The following is a 16,242-nucleotide window of genomic DNA, read 5'->3' on the forward strand; positions in this document are numbered from 1 at the left end:
ACGGAGTCCCTACGTGGAGGCATGCCACCCTTGGATCACGTCCAAGGCGCACATGCCCTGAACGTGCGAACGCGACCCCCTGTTGGCGCAGGAGGCCGCGTGAAGTTCCACCGGCAAGAACCTGGCCTCACAAACCAGAACAAGTCGGGAGAACGCGCGCCGAGTCTAGGTCTTCACAGGCGAGCAGGACCAGTCACGATCGTGTGACGTCGTCGTCCAGACGTTCGACGTCACGCCACGTCCACATTGGACCGTCACAGGCCTGCCGCACGGGTTGCCCGGCTGCGCGCGTTCCCCGCGCGGCCCCGAACAGCCCGACGACGCATCCGCCTGCGGCACGCACGCGTCGTCCTCGATGACAGGAAGCCCGATTCCGTGGCAAGACAGGCACTTCCGACCGCGGTAGCGACGATCTACCGCTTCCCCAAGACCCACCAGCGCCTCAGCGACTACCTGAAAGAGGTCGAGGGCGTCGACCTCCGGGTGAACGGCGAGCTGACCATCGCCGACACGCGCACCCACGTCCTCGCCGGCGTGCGGGAGAACGACGAACCGCACTGGGTCCGGCACTTCTCCCAGGTCGTCGGCGTGGACGCCGACCTGAGGTCCACCTCCCCGTTCGCCGTCATCGTGGTCGAGATCGACGAGAGCTCGATCTGCGCCGTCACGTGGGGCACCTCGGGCAGGCACCTGCTCGACGACCTGCTGCTCGACGACGACTTCGGCCTGGACTTCGGCATCAGGCGCATCGACCCGGCGAAGCTGCGGCTCGTGCGCAGCAACCTGCTCGACGTGTCCGCACGCGGCATGGAGATCTCCTTCCCTTCCGGCAACGCGCTGTCCGGGTTCCCCCTCGAACCCGCGGGCGAGCTCGTCACCGGCATCGAGGGCCCGGCCGACATGACCGGCCTGACCTACGACACCGCCACCGGCGGCAGGTCCTGGCAGATCCGCGCGGGCAGGTCGCTGAGCATCCAGCTGGGCCGCTCACCGGAGGACTTCATCTCCGACCTGCGCACCATCTGCGCCGTGGCCGACGAGGACGCCGGCGACGCTCCTCTGCGGCGCATCGCCGAGGTCCGCCCGGTCAGCGAGAACGACGCGATGATGTCGGAGCTGGAGTCGCGGTTGGCTGCGGCTCTGGGCGGCGACGCACAGCACGGGCCGCTCGGCCTCTGCTGGCCCGCGTCGGCGCTCGGGGAGATCGGCCAAGCCAACTCCTACATCGCCGGCCGCATCGGTTCGGTCGGCTCCCGAGTGCTCGACCCCGCGTTCGAGGTCGAGACCCTGGTGGAACCGTTCGTGCAGGTCGATGTGTCCAGGCGGGTGGCCGTCCTGCGCGATGCCGAGCTCACGCCGTGCGCCGACGACGCGGGCGAGGAGGTTCTCACCCGACCGATCTCTATGATCAAGTGGGTCGCCTTCGAGACGTCGGTCGGCGGCCGGACCTACTGCCTGCACCAGGGCAAGTGGTACGAGATCGGTCAGGAGGCGGTCGACCGCGTCCACGCACAGGTCCGCGAGCTGCTGCGGAACAGGAGCTCGCTCGCGTTCCCGCTGTGGGTACCGACCGGCAAGCCGAAGGACGAGCACGACTACTGCGAACTCGTGGCCAGGCAGAACGGCTATCTGTGCCTGGACCGCACTTTCGCCCGTACGCCGATGCACCCGCGGTTCGAGTTGGCGGACATCATCGGCCCTGCCGACGAGATCGTGCACGTCAAGTGGCTTGGTCGCGCCACCGCGGCAAGTCACCTGTACACGCAGGCGCAGGTGTCGGCCTGGGCGCAGCGGTTCGAGCCGCAGGCGATGGAGCAGTTGCAGGACAAGGTGCGCGCGATCGACAGCGGGCGAGCGATCACTGACCGGCCCAAGGTCGTCGTCCTCGCCGTCGGCGGCCGGGAGTGGGACGTCGACCAGCTGTTCACCCTGTCCCAGGTGAGCCTGCTGCGGCTGAGCCAGGAGCTGCGCAACCTCGGCCTCGAACTGCAGTTCGCCGACATCCCCTTCATCGCCAAGAGGAAGGGGAAGTCGGCCGGTACCGCCGCCTAAGCGCCTGGCCAGAAGTTGTGTCTGTAACTCGCGTGAGTTGACCTTGCCGGGAACGTGAAGAGCCTCGTCGTGTTGGATTCGGTTACCACACCTGAAACCACCACAACGAGGCCTTCACCAGTATGCGCCCCGCGCATGTCTATGCCGACCTGACCCCCGCCCAGCACCTCGAACTGGTCACCGCGCTGCACGGACCATGGCGCGTCGCCGCCCGTATCGTCATCGTGTTGCTGTCCGCGTCCGGGGTGAGCGCCCCGGAGATCGCCGATCTGCTGCACTACGAGCCGGTCACCGTGCGCCGCTGGATCGCCCGGCACACCCGTGACGGCATCACCGGACTACCCGACCGGCCCCGCAGCGGACGCCCGCGTCTGGGCAGCCCACGGCTTGGACAACGCATCCACACCCTGCTGCTGACACCGAAAGCCTGGACCACCGCCCGGCTCTGGCACGCCGCCCGACGACCCCGGATGAGCCTGCGCACCTTCTACCGGCGATTACGTGAGCAGGGCAGCTGGCGACGCCCACGCCTGATCGCCAAAGGCGACCCCGACCACGAGACCATCTGCGCGGCGATCCAGACCCGGATCGCCGCGCTCCCGGCCGGATCGGTGGTGCTGGCCGAGGACGAGACCCACCTCGATTTGCTCCCGCGGGTGCGGTCCTGCTGGATGCCCACCGGCCTGCGCCACCGGATCCTGACCCCTGGCAGCAACATCCGCCGCACCGTGCACGGCGCGATCAACCTCGCCACCGGGACCTGGCACCACCACGTCTCGGTCAAGAACGTCTCGGTGGTGTTCTGCTACTTCCTGCAGACCCTGCTCGACGCCTACCCCGACGCACCAGTGGTCGCGGTGCTCTGCGACAACGGCGGCACCCACCACAGCGGCATCACCAAGCGATGGCTCACAGCACCCCACGGCTGAGGCTGATCGAGGGCGCGAAATACAGCCCCCAGGACAACCCCGTCGAACGCGTCTGGGCCGGACTCAAACACCACATCGCCAACACCGCACCCGCCACCATGGCCGGCCGCGTCCGCCAGGCACACGCCTACTTCCACGACCGCACCACCGAACACAACCTCACCACCGCCGCGCCCTGGACCTCACCCTGGCTACCCCAAGGTTTCGGACAAGACTTCTGGCCAGGTGCTTAGTCGGGGCGCACGATCGCCAACGGGCACGGCGCGTTGTAGACGAGTGCCTGACTCGTCGAGCCGAGCAGCATGCCGGCGAACCCGCCGTGCCCGTGGCTACCCACCACCACGAGCTGTGCCTCAGCTCCGTACCGCATCAACGCCCGCACCGGCCGATCGCGCACGACCACCGGATGCAGCTGCACGTCCGGGAACTTCTCCCGCCACCCGGCCAGCCGTTCGGCGAGCAACCGCCGTTCGTCGGCCTCGACCTGGCCCCGGTCGAGGGTGAACCGCGGCGCGGCGTAGCCGCTCTCCAGCACGATGTCCTGCCAGCACATCACCACGGTGAGCGGAGCGCCGCGCATCGAGGCGGTCTCAAGGGCGAACGCGAGTGCGGCCTCACTCGTCGGGGAGCCGTCGACGCCGACGACCACCGGGCCATCGGGGGCAGCGCTGCCGCGCACCACGACGACCGGGCTCTTGCCGTGGGCAGCGAGCGCCAGGGCCGTGGAACCGACGATCATGCCGGTCACCGTGCCGAGCCCCTGGGAGCCGATCACCACGAGACGGGCGGACTTGGACTCCTCGATCAGCAGCGTGGTGGAGCCGCAGCACGCGAGCTCGGTGGTCACCTCGACCTCCGGGGCCTCCGCCCGCGCGGCCGCGGCGGCCTCCTCCAGCTTGTCGCGCCCCACTTCCTCCAACGCCTCGCGGATCTCGTTGCCGGTGAGGATCACCTCGGGGTAGCCGCGGACCGGCAGCACGTAGGCGTGCACCAGTCGCAACGGCACCCTGTGCCGAGCGCACTCCTGCGCGGCCCAGGTCACGGCGGACAGCGCCGAGGCGGAACCGTCGACACCGACGACGATCGGGGCGGATGGGGCTTTCATCGTTGTCCTCCAGTCAGAACGCGGGCGCGAAGCACTCCGGGTACCGCGTCGGCGAGTGCGACGAGCACCCGTTCGGTGTCCCCGTCAGTGATGGTGGCGCCGATCACGGCTTCACCATCGTGGACCGTGACCGTCCACTTGCGACCGCCGCCGTACACGTCCAGGACGCGCTGGACTTCCGCGGCCACCGTCGTGTCGGGCCTCGCGATCGCGCGCACCAGGTCGCGGCGGGTCACCACGCCGATGACCGTCGAACCGTCGACGATCGGAACGCACCGTCTGCGGTCGTCGAGCATGGCCCTGGCCAGCACCTCAGCCGGTGCGGCGGCGTCCATCGCGACGGCGGGAGTGGTCATCACGTCGGCGACCACGGCGTCACCCTCTTCGAGGTACCTGCCGCGCACCAGGTCCGCCTCCGTCACCATGCCGATGAGGCGCTTGTCGTCGTCGACGACGGGCAGCGCGGTGAACCCGTGCGAGACCATCAACGCCGCCGCGCCCTTGAGCGGAACGGCCGGCGCGACGGTGATCACCGGGCTGGTCATGAGGTCACGAGCACGCATTGGCGGAACTCCCTTCCGGCCTCGACATTAGGAATCAGACCGTCGGCAGGACGCTGCCCTTGGTCCCGTGCCGACCGGGCCCTTGGCACCGATGATCGCCAGAGCCTGTGGGAAGCCGGCGAAGCCGTGCCGTTCGATCAGACCCGCCCGCCACGCGCGCCGGTGCACCACGTGCACCACCGGACGGACCGCGACTCCGGTGCTGCGCCCGGCCAGCACCGCGGCTTGCAGCGCCGCACCGGCCCTGACGTGGTCAGGACGCCGGTCATCGGTGCTGATCACCACCAGTTCGTCTGCGCTGAGCGCGCGCAGTTCGATCCCCGGCCAGTGGTTGGCCCACCGCAGCGCACCGGCATTGCCGCCTCGACGATGTCTGCGGCTTCTGCCGGGTCCCAACGCATGTCTCGACGATCCCGCCGCACCACCCGACGTGGACAGGGCGGACAGGCTCATCCGGAACGGGCCCTTGGGCTCTCACCAGAGTCACACCTGCCGGATCAGCCTGAACGTGACAACTACGGAGGCGACGATGCACTGGTTCTACGGCACCCCGATGGGCTGGGGCGGCATGGTGATGATGACGCTGTACTCGCTGTTGTTCCTGGGCGGACTGACCGCTCTGGCCGTGGTGCTCTCGCAGCGGCGCACGCACACCCCGCACAGCGGCACGGCGACGCGCATACTGGAGGAGCGGCTGGCCAGGGGCGAGATCGACACCGAGGAGTTCGACCGGGTCAGGAGGACCCTCGATTCCCGGTGACAGGGTCTTTGGTCCCTGTGAGCCACCGGCCGGCCCGAGAGAGCATGATCGCGGAACGGTTGCGAAAGGTGGTTGCACGTGGTGTCGCGAGTCTTCCTGGTGGACGACCACGAGGTGGTCCGAGTCGGGATCAGGGAGCTGCTCAGCGCCTCCCCCGACCTGGAGGTCGTCGGCGAGGCGGCCTCGGTGACCGAGGCGCTCACGATGGTCCCGGCGGCCAACCCCGACGTGGCCGTGCTGGACGTGCGGCTGCCCGACGGCAACGGCATCGAGCTGTGCCGCGAGCTGCGCTCCCGCATGCCCGAGCTGAACGTCCTCATGCTCACCTCGTTCACCGACGACGAGGCGTTGTTCGACGCGATCATGGCCGGTGCGTCCGGGTTCGTGCTCAAGCGCATCCTGGGCACCGACCTCACGAGCGCGGTGAAGACCGTGGCGGCCGGGCAGTCGTTGCTGGACGCCCGCTCGACCGCCGCGCTGCTCAACCGCATCCGCCGCGAGCGCGAGCAGGGCGATCCGGTCCGCGCGCTCACCGAGCAGGAGCGGACCGTGTTCGAGCACATCGGCGACGGCCTGACGAACCGGCAGATCGCGGACAAGATGTTCCTGGCTGAGAAGACCGTGAAGAACTACGTCTCGCACCTGCTCGCGAAGCTCGGCCTCGAACGCCGCACGCAGGCCGCCGTGCTGGCCTCGAAGCTGCGCAAGCCCAGCCACGACAACGAGACCGGCTGAGGCCGGTCAGTCCAGCGGGACCCGCCAGGTCACCCGCGTGCCGCCACCGGGCTCCTCGCCGACGGTGAGCGCGCCGCCCAGGTCGGCCGCGCGCTGTTCGAGGTTGCGCAGGCCGCTGCGGGCGACTTCCGGCGGCATGCCGCGCCCGTTGTCGACCATCGTGATGATCAGTGCGTCGCCCGCCTCGACGGTGAGCGTCAGCTCCGTCGCGCGGGCGTGGCGCAGCGCGTTGGTGACGGTCTCGCGCACCACCGCCTCCGCGTGCTCGCCGATGTAGTCCGGCACCAGGCTGTCGATCGTGCCCGACATCCGCACCGCCGGGCTCAGCTCGGCGCCCTCGGTGATCTCGGCGACGATGTTGAGCAGTCTGCGCCGCAGCCCGGTGTCCCCGGAGTCCGCCTGCAGGTCGAAGATCGAGGTGCGGATCTCCAGCACGGTCTGGTCGAGCTGGCTGACCGCCTTCTGCACGCGCCTGCGGGCCTCCGGGTGGGTCACCCAGGTCAGCGAGCCCTGCAGGCTCATGCCGGTGGCGAACAGCCGCTGGATCACGTGGTCGTGCAGGTCGCGTGCGATGCGGTCACGGTCCTCCAGCACGTCGACCATGCGCTTGGCGCTCTGGTTCTCGGCGAACTCGATCGCGACCACCGCCTGGTCGGCGAACGACGCCAGCAACGGCATGAGGTCGGCACCGAACGCGGCCGAGTCCTTGTCGCGCACCGCGAGCAGGACACCGGTCACCGCGGTTCCCGCCCGCAGCGGCACCACCACGGCGGCACCGGCCTGACCGGGCAGGTCGCCGAGCTGGTCGCCCGCGTCCTCCAGCAACGCCGGCGCGCCCGTCTCCAGCACCTGCGCGAGCACCGGTGCGTCGGCGGCGAAGGCGCCGGGAACGGTGTCGTTGCCCGCCTGCGCGGCCTTGCGCAGCTCCTCCCCGTCGCGCAGCAGCACCGTCGCCCACGAGGCCGACGCCAGCTCGACGGCCCGTTGCGCGATCAGCTGCAGGGCGTCCTGCGCGGTCGCACCCGCGAGGAGCTGGGCGTTGATCTCCGCGGTCGCCTCCAGCCACCGCTCCCGCATGCGCGAGCGTTCGAACAGCCGGGCGTTCTCCACCGCCACGCCCGCCGCCGCGGCCAGCGCCTCCAGCACGACCTCGTCGTCGGCGGTGAAGTCGCCGCCGCCCTGCTTCTCGGTCATGTAGAGGTTGCCGAAGATCTCGTCGCGCACCCGGACCGGGGCGCCGAGGAAGCTGTGCATCGGCGGGTGGTTCGGCGGGAAGCCGACCGAGGCGGCGTGCTCGCTGATGTCGTGCAGGCGGATGGCCCTGGGGTCCTTGATGAGCAGGCCGAGCAGGCCCTTGCCCTCCGGCAGGTGACCCATGTGCGCACGGGTCTCGGGGTCGATGCCCACGTAGACGAACTGCGAGAGGTTGTGCCGCGAGCCGAGCACGCCCAGCGCGCCGTAGCGGGCACCCACCAGCTCCACCGCGGCCTGCACGATGCGCTGCAGCGTCGAGTCCAGCTCCAGACCCGCGCCGACCGCGAGCACCGCGTCGAGCAGGCTCTGCATCTTGTCCCTGGTCGAGCCGATCTCCGCCAGGCGGTCGCGCATCTCGTCGAGCAGCTCGTCCAGCCGCAACCCGCCCAGCAGGCGCCGCGCCGGGGCGTCGTCAGGTCCAACCATGGATCAAGCTTTTCACGACGTCCCGGCACCACCAAGCGGTCCCGGTCAGGTCGGGACCTTCGACGGTGTGTCCACTCCGGCACGGCACGCACAGTGGAGCCCTGCACACGTTCGACACGCAACACGACGGGGTGAAGGAACATGGCTCAGACGATGGCGGCTCTCGGGCTCGGGCCCGCCCAGATCGAGAGCGCGCTCACGGCGGCCTCGCTCGCCCCGTCCGTGCACAACTCGCAACCGTGGCGGTTCCGCGTCCGGCGCGACCGCGTCGAGCTGCACCCGGACCCGAGCCGCAAGCTCGCCGCGACCGACCCGGAGGACCGCGAGCTGCGCCTGTCGTGCGGCGCGGCGCTGTTCAACCTGCGACTGGCCCTGCAGAGCATGGGCGTGCGCCCGCTGGTGTCGATGCTGCCCGGCCCGGACGCACCCGGCGCGCTCGCCGTGGTCCGCCGCGGCGGCACCATGAAGCCCGACGACGAGAGCAGGGCGCTGCTCGACGCCATCCCCCGGCGCCGCACGAACCGCCGGCCGTTCCTCGAAGCGGCCGTCGACCCCCGCCAGCGCCACGCGCTGGTCAGGGCGGCCGAGCTGGAACGGTCCTGGCTGCACGTCGTGACCACGCCGGAGGACCGCGCGCTGCTCAAGCGGTTCGTCCAGCAGGCGCACGAGATCCAGCTCGGCGACCAAGGCGTGCAGGCCGAGCTCGCCGCGTTCACCGGCGACCGCCCCGGCGCCACCGACGGCATCCCACCGGCCTCCGCGGGCATCCGGCCGGAGTTGCAGGACGAGTGGGCGTTCCGCGACTTCCACGGCCCGCGCCGCCACCCCGGCAAGGACTACGAGTCCGACCCGCTCGTGGTGGTCCTCTGCTCGTTCTACGACGGCCCGCTCGGCGACCTGCAGGCGGGCCAGGCGATGCAGCGCGTCCTGCTCACCGCGACGACGCACGGCCTGTCCGCGTCGTTCCTGTCCCAGCCGGTCGAGGTGCGGCGCGTCCGCGAGGAGCTGCGTCGTTCGCTCGGCGGCATGCTGGTCCCGCAGACCGTGCTGCGCCTGGGCTTCAGCACACCGGTCCCGCCGACGCCGCGGCGCTCCGTGGCCGAGCTGCTGATCGCGTCCGAGGAACCCGCGCCGCTGTAGTGGTTGCGCCGCCGACCATCCCACGCCGCACATCCTTATCGATGTCCCGGCAAGCCGTCTGCGAGTACAACGGCGGTGGTCCACGCGATCAGCTCGTCGGCGTGGACGCGTCGCGGGACGGCAGCACGCGGTCCCGCTGACGGCGGGACTTTGGTCCCGGCGCGGAGCACTCTTCCCGCCCTGCCCCGGACGACCGCGACCCAGCATTCTCGACTCATGGAACCAGTCGTGATCATCCAGGACGGTGCCGACCGCGACGAGGACGTGCAGCGGTGGGCCGCCGCTCACGCCCGGCTCGTCGGCGCCGGTCTCGAGGTCCACCGCCCGAAGGACGACTTCCGCGCCCAGCTCGTGGTCGTCGGCCATCGCGGTCCGGGCAGTTCGGCCCTCGGTCTGGGCGGTCACGTGCTGCCGCTGCTGGCCACCACGCACTGCGACACCGTCGTCGTGCGCGGCACGCCCGCGGCTCTCGACGCCGAGCACCGTCATGTCACCGCGCTGGTCAGCGGCGGGTCTGGCGATGGCCGGGTGCTGCGCCACGCCACCGACTTCGCCCGGCGACGTGGCGCACGGCTGCGGGTCCTGCACGCGGTGCCGCCGTCGCAGGTGCGCGGCGGGATCGAGGCGGACCACAGGTTCGTGCTCACCCGAGCCGCCGCGGCGCTCGGCGGGTTCGCCCACCGCGCGGTGCTGGTGCACGCGCACCCGCACGAGGCGATCGCCCGCTGCACCGACACCGACCTGATCGTCGTCGGTTCCGGGGACGCGCACCAGAGCGGTACCGTCACCAGAGCGGCTCTCCACCACGCGCCGTGCCCCGTTCTCGTGGTGCACCAACCGGTCCTGGAGGCGTTCCATGGCCACATCGCCGTCCCCACTCCTCGCCGACCGGTTCGCTCCCAGGCCTGAGTTCGGCCGCGCGGACCACCAGCTGGTCAACGCGGACCCCGCGATCACGTGGAAGTCCTTGCGGGAGCTGGATCTCACGCAGCTGCGCGGCGGTCTCGCCGCGATCGCCGTCTGGTTGCGCGACGTGCCAGAACGGTGGCGGGCGCGCAGCCACGGCCCCGCGCGTGAGCGCACCAGGCTCACCTGGGGCGACCTCGACGCCGGCACGGACTGGATGATTCTCGGCGAGAACCCCGGCCGGGAGATCGCGCTCGGCGCAGTCGGCAAGTTCTGGCGTCCGGTCGTGAAGTGGGCCCCGTGCGAGCCGCGCAACTTCACGGACTTCAGCGAACCCGGCTACGGCAAGGTGGTCTGGTCGTTCACCGCGCACCCCTACGGCGAGCGCCGCACGCTGCTGTCTGCGGAGATCCGCGTGACGCTCACCGATCCGCGGGCCTGGCTGGACTTCCGCCGCTACTGGCGGGCCAGCACACCGGCGGTGTCGCTCATCAACCGGGCCGTTCTGCGCACGGTCAGGCACAACGCCGAGGCCGAGGTCGTCAAGAGCTGAGCCGGCTGGCCGCGGCCACGCACTCGGCTCCCCACCTCCGCGCACGCTCGGCCTCCCCTTCGACCAACGGCCCCCGCGTGCCGTCGACGTAGAAGTGCTCTGCCTCCGTGAGCACGGGGAAACGGTCCCGCCGCAACCGGGTGAGCGCGGCACGAGCCGCTGAGCCGGGAAGCCTGGGGCGCTTGGCCTTCGTGTCGAACGCGGCGACCGACGGGCGCGCCTGACCCGTGCCGACCCGCTCCACCCACTCGCGCAATCCCGGACCCGCGGCGGCCGCCTCGTCGGCGCCCTGCTTGACGGCGTCGGCGCGCGTGCCCGGCCTGCTCATGCTGAACGCGTGCGTCGGACCACCGACCACGAGCAGCTCGACCTCGTCGTCCAGCCGCACGGGGGCCGACCCCACCTCGACGACCTCGACGGCCATCCCTCAACGGGCAGTGACGGGCTGCGGCCACGGCGCCGACGTTTCCCGACAGATCGTCAAGACCCGGCGTGGACGGGACTTCAGGCCCGGCCGGTGCGGTCCCCGCGCCCTGTTCCCTGATCGATCCGGACGGCAACGTGGTGTGCACCAACCCGAGTGAGGAGCGCGAGATGTCGAACGCCGACCTGTCGCTGGTCGACGCGTACTGGCGAGCCGCCAACTACCTGTCGGCCGGCCAGATCTACCTCATGGACAACCCGCTGCTGAGCGAACCGCTGGCACCGGAGCACATCAAGCCCCGCCTGCTGGGTCACTGGGGCACCACGCCCGGCCTGAACTTCATCTACGCGCACCTCAACCGGGTCATCCGCCAGCGTGAGCTCGACGTGCTGTTCGTGACCGGTCCCGGGCACGGCGGGCCCGCGCTGCTGGCCAACACCTGGCTGGAGGGCACCTACAGCGAGACCTACCCGGACGTGCCGCGCGACGCCGACGGCATGCGCAAGCTGTTCCGGCAGTTCTCCTTCCCCGGTGGCGTGCCGAGCCACGTGGCGCCCGAGGTGCCCGGCTCGATCCACGAGGGTGGCGAGCTGGGCTATTCGCTGGCCCACGCGTTCGGCGCGGCGTTCGACAACCCGGACCTGATCGTGGCGTGCGTGGTCGGGGACGGCGAGGCCGAGACCGGGCCGCTGGCGACCAGCTGGCACGCGGGCAAGTTCCTCAACCCGCAACGCGACGGCGCGGTACTGCCGATCCTGCACCTCAACGGCTACAAGATCGCCAACCCCAGCCTGCTCGCGCGGATCCCGCACGAGGAGCTGGACGCGTTGCTGCGCGGCTACGGCTACGCGCCGTTCTACGTCGAGGGCCATGAGCCGGAGGCCATGCACGCCAGGATGGCGGAGGTGCTCGACCAGGTCGTGGACGAGATCCATCGGATCAAGGGTGCCACCGAGCGGCCCGTGTGGCCGATGATCGTGCTGCGCAGCCCCAAGGGCTGGACCGGTCCGTCCGAGGTGGACGGCAAGCCGGTCGAGAACACCTGGCGGGCGCACCAGGTTCCGCTGGCCGGTGTGCGCGACAACCCCGAGCACCTGCGGCAGCTGGAGGAGTGGCTGCGCGGCTACCGCCCGGCCGAGCTGTTCGACGAGCACGGGCAGCCGCGGCCGGAACTGGCCGCCTTGGCCCCGGAAGGCACCCGGCGGATGGGAGCCACGCCGCACGCCAACGGCGGGTTGCTGCTGCGGGAGCTGACCATGCCGGGCATCCGCGCGCACGCCGCCGACGTCGTCACGCACGGCACCACGCACTCCGAGCCGACCAGGGTGCTCGGCCGGATGCTCACTGACGTCATCAGGCTCAACGCCGGCGCCCGCAGCTTCCGGATCTTCGGGCCGGACGAGACCGCGTCCAACCGCCTCGACGCCGTGTACGACGTGACCGGCAAGCAGTGGCAGGCCGAGACCCTGCCGGTCGACGAGCACTTGGTGCACGACGGCCGCGTGGTGGAGGTGCTGTCCGAGCACCTGTGCCAGGGCATGCTGGAGGGCTACCTGCTCACCGGCCGCCACGGGCTGTTCAACTGCTACGAGGCGTTCATCCACATCATCGACTCGATGTTCAACCAGCACGCCAAGTGGCTCAAGACGCACAAGAGGCTGGAGTGGCGCCGGCCGGTGGCGTCGCTGAACTACCTGCTCAGCTCGCACGTGTGGCGCCAGGACCACAACGGCTTCTCGCACCAGGACCCCGGTTTCATCGACCACGTCATGAACAAGAAGGCCGAGGTCGTCCGCGTCTACCTGCCGCCGGACACCAACACGCTGCTCTCGGTCGCCGACCACTGCCTGCGCAGCAAGGACTACGTCAACGTCATCGTGGCGGGCAAGAACGAGACGCCCGACTGGCTCTCGATCGACGAGGCCGAGCTGCACTGCGCGCGCGGCGCGGGCATCTGGGAGTGGGCCAGCACGGACGACGGCGTGGAGGAACCGGAGGTGGTGCTGGCGTGCGCGGGCGACGCGCCCACCGTCGAGGTGCTGGCCGCGGCGAAGCTGCTGCGCGAGCACCTGCCGTCGCTGCGGGTGCGGGTGGTCAACGTGGTGGACCTGATGCGGCTGCAGCCCGACACCGAGCACCCGCACGGCATGCCCGACCGCGAGTTCGACGCGCTGTTCACCGCCGACAAGCCGGTGATCTTCGCCTACCACGGCTACCCGTGGCTGATCCACCGCCTGACCTACCGGCGCACCAACCACCGCAACCTGCACGTCCGCGGCTACAAAGAAGAAGGCACCACCACCACGCCGTTCGACATGCTCGTGCTCAACGACATGGACCGCTACCGGCTCGTCATCGACGTGATCGACCGGGTCGAAGGACTCGGCCCGAAGGCGGCCCGGCTGCGGCAGCTCATGCAGGACCAGCGCACCCGCCACCACCACTGGATCCGCGAGCACGGCGAGGACCTGCCCGAGATCCGCGACTGGACCTGGCAGTGAACGTCCTCGTCGTCAACGCCGGCTCCTCCAGCCTGAAGCTCCGCGTCCTCGGCGAGGACGACACCGTTCTCGCCGAGACGCAGGTCGAACGCTGGTCCGGCGGCGACGAGACCGGTCCGCTGGAGGACTTCCTGGCCGCCGCGCCGGCCGTGGACGCGGTCGGGCACCGCGTCGTGCACGGCGGTCCGGAGTTCACCGGTGCAACCGCGATCGACGACGACGTGCGCACCCGGATCGAGGCGCTCACCGGCCTGGCACCGCTGCACCAGCCCCGTGCGCTCGCCGGTGTCGACGCGGCCCGGCAGCTGTTGCCCGGCGTGCCGCAGGTCGCCTGCTTCGACACGGCCTTCCACTCCACGATGCCGGCCGCGGCGACGACCTACGCGGTGCCGGCCGCGTGGCGGCGCAAGTGGGACCTGCGCCGGTACGGGTTCCACGGCCTGTCACACGCCTACGCCTCCCGCCACGCCGCCGAGCTGGCGGGCCTGCCCGGCGCCCGCGTGGTGAGCTGCCACCTCGGTTCCGGGGCGTCGCTCGCGGCGGTCGCGGACGGCCGGTCGGTCGACACGACGATGGGCTTCACCCCGCTGGCGGGCCTGGTGATGGCCACCCGCAGCGGGGACGTCGACCCAGGCCTGCTGGTGTGGCTGCAACGGGCCGGACTGCCTCTGGACGACCTGGAGGAGGGCCTGGAGCACCACTCCGGTCTGGCGGGGCTGTCCGAGGTCGGCGGCGACCTGCGGGACGTGCGCAAGGCCGCGGCGAACGGCGACGAGCACGCCGTCCTGGCACTGCGGGTGTACGGGCTCCGGCTCCGGCAGGGCATCGCCGCGATGACCGCGTCGCTGGGCGGCCTCGACCTGCTCGTGTTCACCGGCGGCGTGGGCGAGCACGACGCCGAACTGCGGGCCGACACGGCTGCCGGGCTGGCGTTCCTCGGTGTCGACCTCGACGCCGAGCGCAACACCGGCGCCGACAGCAGGATCAGCACCGACGGCTCGGCGGTGGCGGTGTGGGTCGTCGAGGCACGGGAAGACGTCGAGATCGCCGCGCAGACCCGTGCGCTGCTGAACGCACCGGACCGGAAGCCATGACAGCCGGCGGTCGTGGCGGGACCTGCGCGGCACTGGTTTCCGAGGACCTTGGTCTCTGCCCCCCGAGCCGCTGACAGCGCAACGTTGAGTTATGAGCGCACTCAAGGGCATCAGGGCGAGCAGTCCGTTGCGGGCGCGGTGGACGACCGGCGTCACGTGGCTGCTGGCACCCGTCCTGACGGCTGCGACGCTGTACGGGCTGTTCTCCGACCGCGCGTACCGGCTGGAGCGCACGGTGCACCTCGAGTCGATGGCGCAGGACGTCCTGACCCTGCTGGTCGTCCCCGTCCTCGTCTGGGCGGCCCGCCGCAGCCGGGCGGGATCGGTACGAGGGCACCTGCTGTGGCTCGGGCTGCTCGGCTACATCGCGTACACGTACCTCATCTACGCCTTCGGTGTCCCGCACAACTCCGCGTTCCTGCTCTACGTCGCGGCGCTGAGCCTCTCGATCGCCGCGCTCGTGGACGGCATCGCGCGGATCGACGTGCGGCGAGTCCCCCTCGCCGCGCACGCCGGTGTCGGCTGGTTTCTGATGGTGGTCGGCCTCGCCTTCGCGGGCCTGTGGCTCTCCGACCTCGTGCCGACGGTCGGCGGCGGGTTGCCGGACACGCTCAACGTGGGTGAGCTGCCGTACCCGGTCTACGTCGCCGACCTCGCCATCGCGCTTCCCGCGATCGTCGCCACCGGTGTCGCGCTGGTCCGCGGCCACGTGGCCGCGCCCGTGCTCGGGGCCGTCGTCCTGGTCAAGGTGCTGACGATGGGGCTCGCGATCTGGGCGATGGCGATCACCCTGCTCCTCGGCGGGCTCCAGCCCGACTGGCCGGTCGCGGGGCTGTTCGCCGTGATGATCGCCGTGTGCGTGACCGTGCTGCGGCGCGGCGCCCAGGAACTCGCGGCACCCGTTCCCGGATGGCTTCGTCCGAGCATCTGGAGCTGACCGGGTGGCGAGGAGGAGTCGACGTGGTCGAAACCCTGCTCGCCGACCGCGTCCGGACCGTTCCGCGGCTGCGCCGACGACTGGTCGGGACACCGTTCGGGGGTGGCCATCCCGTCTGGGTCGACGACGCCGGCTTCGACATCACCCGGCACGTGCACCGGGTGGTCTGCCCGCCCCCGGCGACGAGGCGGCACCGCTGGACGTCGACTCCACGCTGGTGGTCCGCGGCCGTCTCCCGGCTGCACACCGCCGCGCACCGCTGCGGGGGCACGGTCGACGACGCCACGTCCTCGGCGACCGGAGCGTGCACGAACCGCTGCACGAGCAACGACCGCCGGCCCGCGTCCTGCCGGCTGCAGAACGTCCGCCGGACACAGCGGTCCCAGTCGGCACCGGCGTAGGGCTGGAGGCGAAACGTGCGGAGTCCCCCGAACCTACCGCTCCCAGCGGCTCACCCCTGATCGTGCACGGTCACGGCGTACCCGTCCGGGTCGGCGAACGTGAACGTGCGCCCGAAGGGCCCGTCGACCGGGGCACCGACGATGGTCACCCCGGCGGCCGCGAGGTCGTCGTGCACCGACTGGGCGTCCTCGGCGGCGAGCCACAGCGCGATTCCCGCACCCGGACGGGGCGAGACGGAGTCGAGATCCACGCCCGGCAGCGGCGTCCGGACGGCGAAGGGCACCGGGGTGGTCGCGAACACCACCGCTCCCGGAGGGCTGACCGCGGCACGCCGCAGGCCGAGCCGGGTCTCGTAGAACTCGGCGGCGACTTCGAGATCACGCACCTGCAGTGCGATGAAGTCGGGTCCGGTGACGGTCATGGCTCTCCTCGGTTCGATGTCAGGTTCCTGACATCCACAG

General features: G+C 71.0%; 18 protein-coding genes. 12 read left to right on the forward strand and 6 right to left on the reverse strand.

All coding sequences use genetic code 11. From position 1 onward, the window contains the following. The first annotated feature begins 375 nt into the window (after positions 1 to 375). From ADL03_RS01885 to ADL03_RS48050, 3 genes are all read left to right on the forward strand, one after another. On the forward strand, positions 376 to 2,052 hold the full coding sequence (locus ADL03_RS01885; protein WP_053731560.1) for a TIGR04141 family sporadically distributed protein: 1,677 nt from the start codon (positions 376 to 378) through the stop codon (positions 2,050 to 2,052). Between the two features lie 122 nt (positions 2,053 to 2,174). Continuing rightward, positions 2,175 to 2,981: an IS630 family transposase gene (locus tag ADL03_RS01890; protein WP_197287987.1), complete on the forward strand. Its 807-nt coding sequence runs from the start codon at positions 2,175 to 2,177 to the stop codon at positions 2,979 to 2,981. Beyond that, entirely contained in the window at positions 2,957 to 3,214 is a 258-nt protein-coding gene (locus tag ADL03_RS48050; protein ID WP_197287988.1) for a hypothetical protein, read from the forward strand. Before ADL03_RS01890 ends, ADL03_RS48050 begins: the two co-directional genes overlap by 25 nt. Here ADL03_RS48050 and ADL03_RS01895 read toward each other — a convergent pair. Genes ADL03_RS01895 through ADL03_RS46525 form a run of 3 tightly spaced genes read right to left on the reverse strand, consistent with a single transcriptional unit; the run spans position 3,211 to position 5,102 of the window. Further along, complete coding sequence (locus ADL03_RS01895; RefSeq protein WP_053731561.1) at positions 3,211 to 4,086, reverse strand: universal stress protein; 876 nt, start codon at positions 4,084 to 4,086, stop codon at positions 3,211 to 3,213. The genes ADL03_RS48050 and ADL03_RS01895 overlap by 4 nt on opposite strands. Next, positions 4,083 to 4,649 (reverse strand): HPP family protein, encoded by a 567-nt coding sequence (locus ADL03_RS01900; RefSeq protein ID WP_053731562.1) that lies wholly within the window; start codon positions 4,647 to 4,649, stop codon positions 4,083 to 4,085. Before ADL03_RS01900 ends, ADL03_RS01895 begins: the two co-directional genes overlap by 4 nt. A 27-nt stretch (positions 4,650 to 4,676) precedes the next feature. After that, positions 4,677 to 5,102 (reverse strand): hypothetical protein, encoded by a 426-nt coding sequence (locus ADL03_RS46525; protein ID WP_157527782.1) that lies wholly within the window; start codon positions 5,100 to 5,102, stop codon positions 4,677 to 4,679. 76 nt (positions 5,103 to 5,178) lie between these two features. On the opposite strand from ADL03_RS46525, the gene ADL03_RS01910 reads away from it, so the two are divergent. Both ADL03_RS01910 and ADL03_RS01915 read left to right on the forward strand, forming a co-directional pair. Continuing rightward, positions 5,179 to 5,409, forward strand: a complete 231-nt coding sequence (locus ADL03_RS01910) for an SHOCT domain-containing protein (protein WP_197287989.1) — start codon at positions 5,179 to 5,181, stop codon at positions 5,407 to 5,409. A 78-nt stretch (positions 5,410 to 5,487) separates the two neighbouring features. Further along, positions 5,488 to 6,144 (forward strand): response regulator transcription factor, encoded by a 657-nt coding sequence (locus tag ADL03_RS01915; RefSeq protein ID WP_053731564.1) that lies wholly within the window; start codon positions 5,488 to 5,490, stop codon positions 6,142 to 6,144. Positions 6,145 to 6,150: 6 nt separating this feature from the next. Here the strand turns inward: ADL03_RS01915 and ADL03_RS01920 are convergent, their stop codons facing one another. After that, positions 6,151 to 7,824: a GAF domain-containing protein gene (locus ADL03_RS01920; RefSeq protein WP_053731565.1), complete on the reverse strand. Its 1,674-nt coding sequence runs from the start codon at positions 7,822 to 7,824 to the stop codon at positions 6,151 to 6,153. A gap of 141 nt (positions 7,825 to 7,965) precedes the next feature. On the opposite strand from ADL03_RS01920, the gene ADL03_RS01925 reads away from it, so the two are divergent. From ADL03_RS01925 to ADL03_RS01935, 3 genes are all read left to right on the forward strand, one after another. After that, positions 7,966 to 8,964 carry a nitroreductase gene (locus ADL03_RS01925; protein WP_053731566.1) on the forward strand — a complete coding sequence of 333 codons (999 nt, stop codon included), beginning with the start codon at positions 7,966 to 7,968 and terminating at the stop codon, positions 8,962 to 8,964. 216 nt (positions 8,965 to 9,180) lie between these two features. After that, complete coding sequence (locus ADL03_RS01930) at positions 9,181 to 9,873, forward strand: universal stress protein (RefSeq protein WP_053731567.1); 693 nt, start codon at positions 9,181 to 9,183, stop codon at positions 9,871 to 9,873. Next, complete coding sequence (locus ADL03_RS01935) at positions 9,821 to 10,423, forward strand: hypothetical protein (protein WP_053731568.1); 603 nt, start codon at positions 9,821 to 9,823, stop codon at positions 10,421 to 10,423. The genes ADL03_RS01930 and ADL03_RS01935 overlap by 53 nt, the downstream gene beginning before the upstream one ends. Here ADL03_RS01935 and ADL03_RS01940 read toward each other — a convergent pair. After that, positions 10,413 to 10,847 (reverse strand): flavodoxin, encoded by a 435-nt coding sequence (locus ADL03_RS01940; protein ID WP_157527785.1) that lies wholly within the window; start codon positions 10,845 to 10,847, stop codon positions 10,413 to 10,415. The two genes, ADL03_RS01935 and ADL03_RS01940, sit on opposite strands and share 11 nt — an antisense overlap. Before the next feature lie 170 nt (positions 10,848 to 11,017). On the opposite strand from ADL03_RS01940, the gene ADL03_RS01945 reads away from it, so the two are divergent. From ADL03_RS01945 to ADL03_RS01960, 4 genes are all read left to right on the forward strand, one after another. Beyond that, a complete protein-coding gene (locus ADL03_RS01945; protein WP_053731569.1) occupies positions 11,018 to 13,348 on the forward strand; it encodes a phosphoketolase in 2,331 nt (776 codons plus the stop codon). Beyond that, a complete protein-coding gene (locus ADL03_RS01950; protein ID WP_053731570.1) occupies positions 13,345 to 14,442 on the forward strand; it encodes an acetate/propionate family kinase in 1,098 nt (365 codons plus the stop codon). Before ADL03_RS01945 ends, ADL03_RS01950 begins: the two co-directional genes overlap by 4 nt. Before the next feature lie 91 nt (positions 14,443 to 14,533). After that, on the forward strand, positions 14,534 to 15,379 hold the full coding sequence (locus ADL03_RS01955; RefSeq protein WP_053731571.1) for a hypothetical protein: 846 nt from the start codon (positions 14,534 to 14,536) through the stop codon (positions 15,377 to 15,379). Between the two features lie 23 nt (positions 15,380 to 15,402). After that, positions 15,403 to 15,780: a wax ester/triacylglycerol synthase domain-containing protein gene (locus tag ADL03_RS01960; RefSeq protein WP_053731572.1), complete on the forward strand. Its 378-nt coding sequence runs from the start codon at positions 15,403 to 15,405 to the stop codon at positions 15,778 to 15,780. Between the two features lie 50 nt (positions 15,781 to 15,830). Here the strand turns inward: ADL03_RS01960 and ADL03_RS01965 are convergent, their stop codons facing one another. Beyond that, positions 15,831 to 16,202, reverse strand: coding sequence for a VOC family protein (locus tag ADL03_RS01965; protein ID WP_053731573.1), 372 nt, complete (start codon positions 16,200 to 16,202; stop codon positions 15,831 to 15,833). Positions 16,203 to 16,242 lie beyond the last annotated feature (40 nt).

The organism is Nocardia sp. NRRL S-836 (assembly GCF_001279525.1).
Classification (GTDB): domain Bacteria; phylum Actinomycetota; class Actinomycetes; order Mycobacteriales; family Pseudonocardiaceae; genus Lentzea.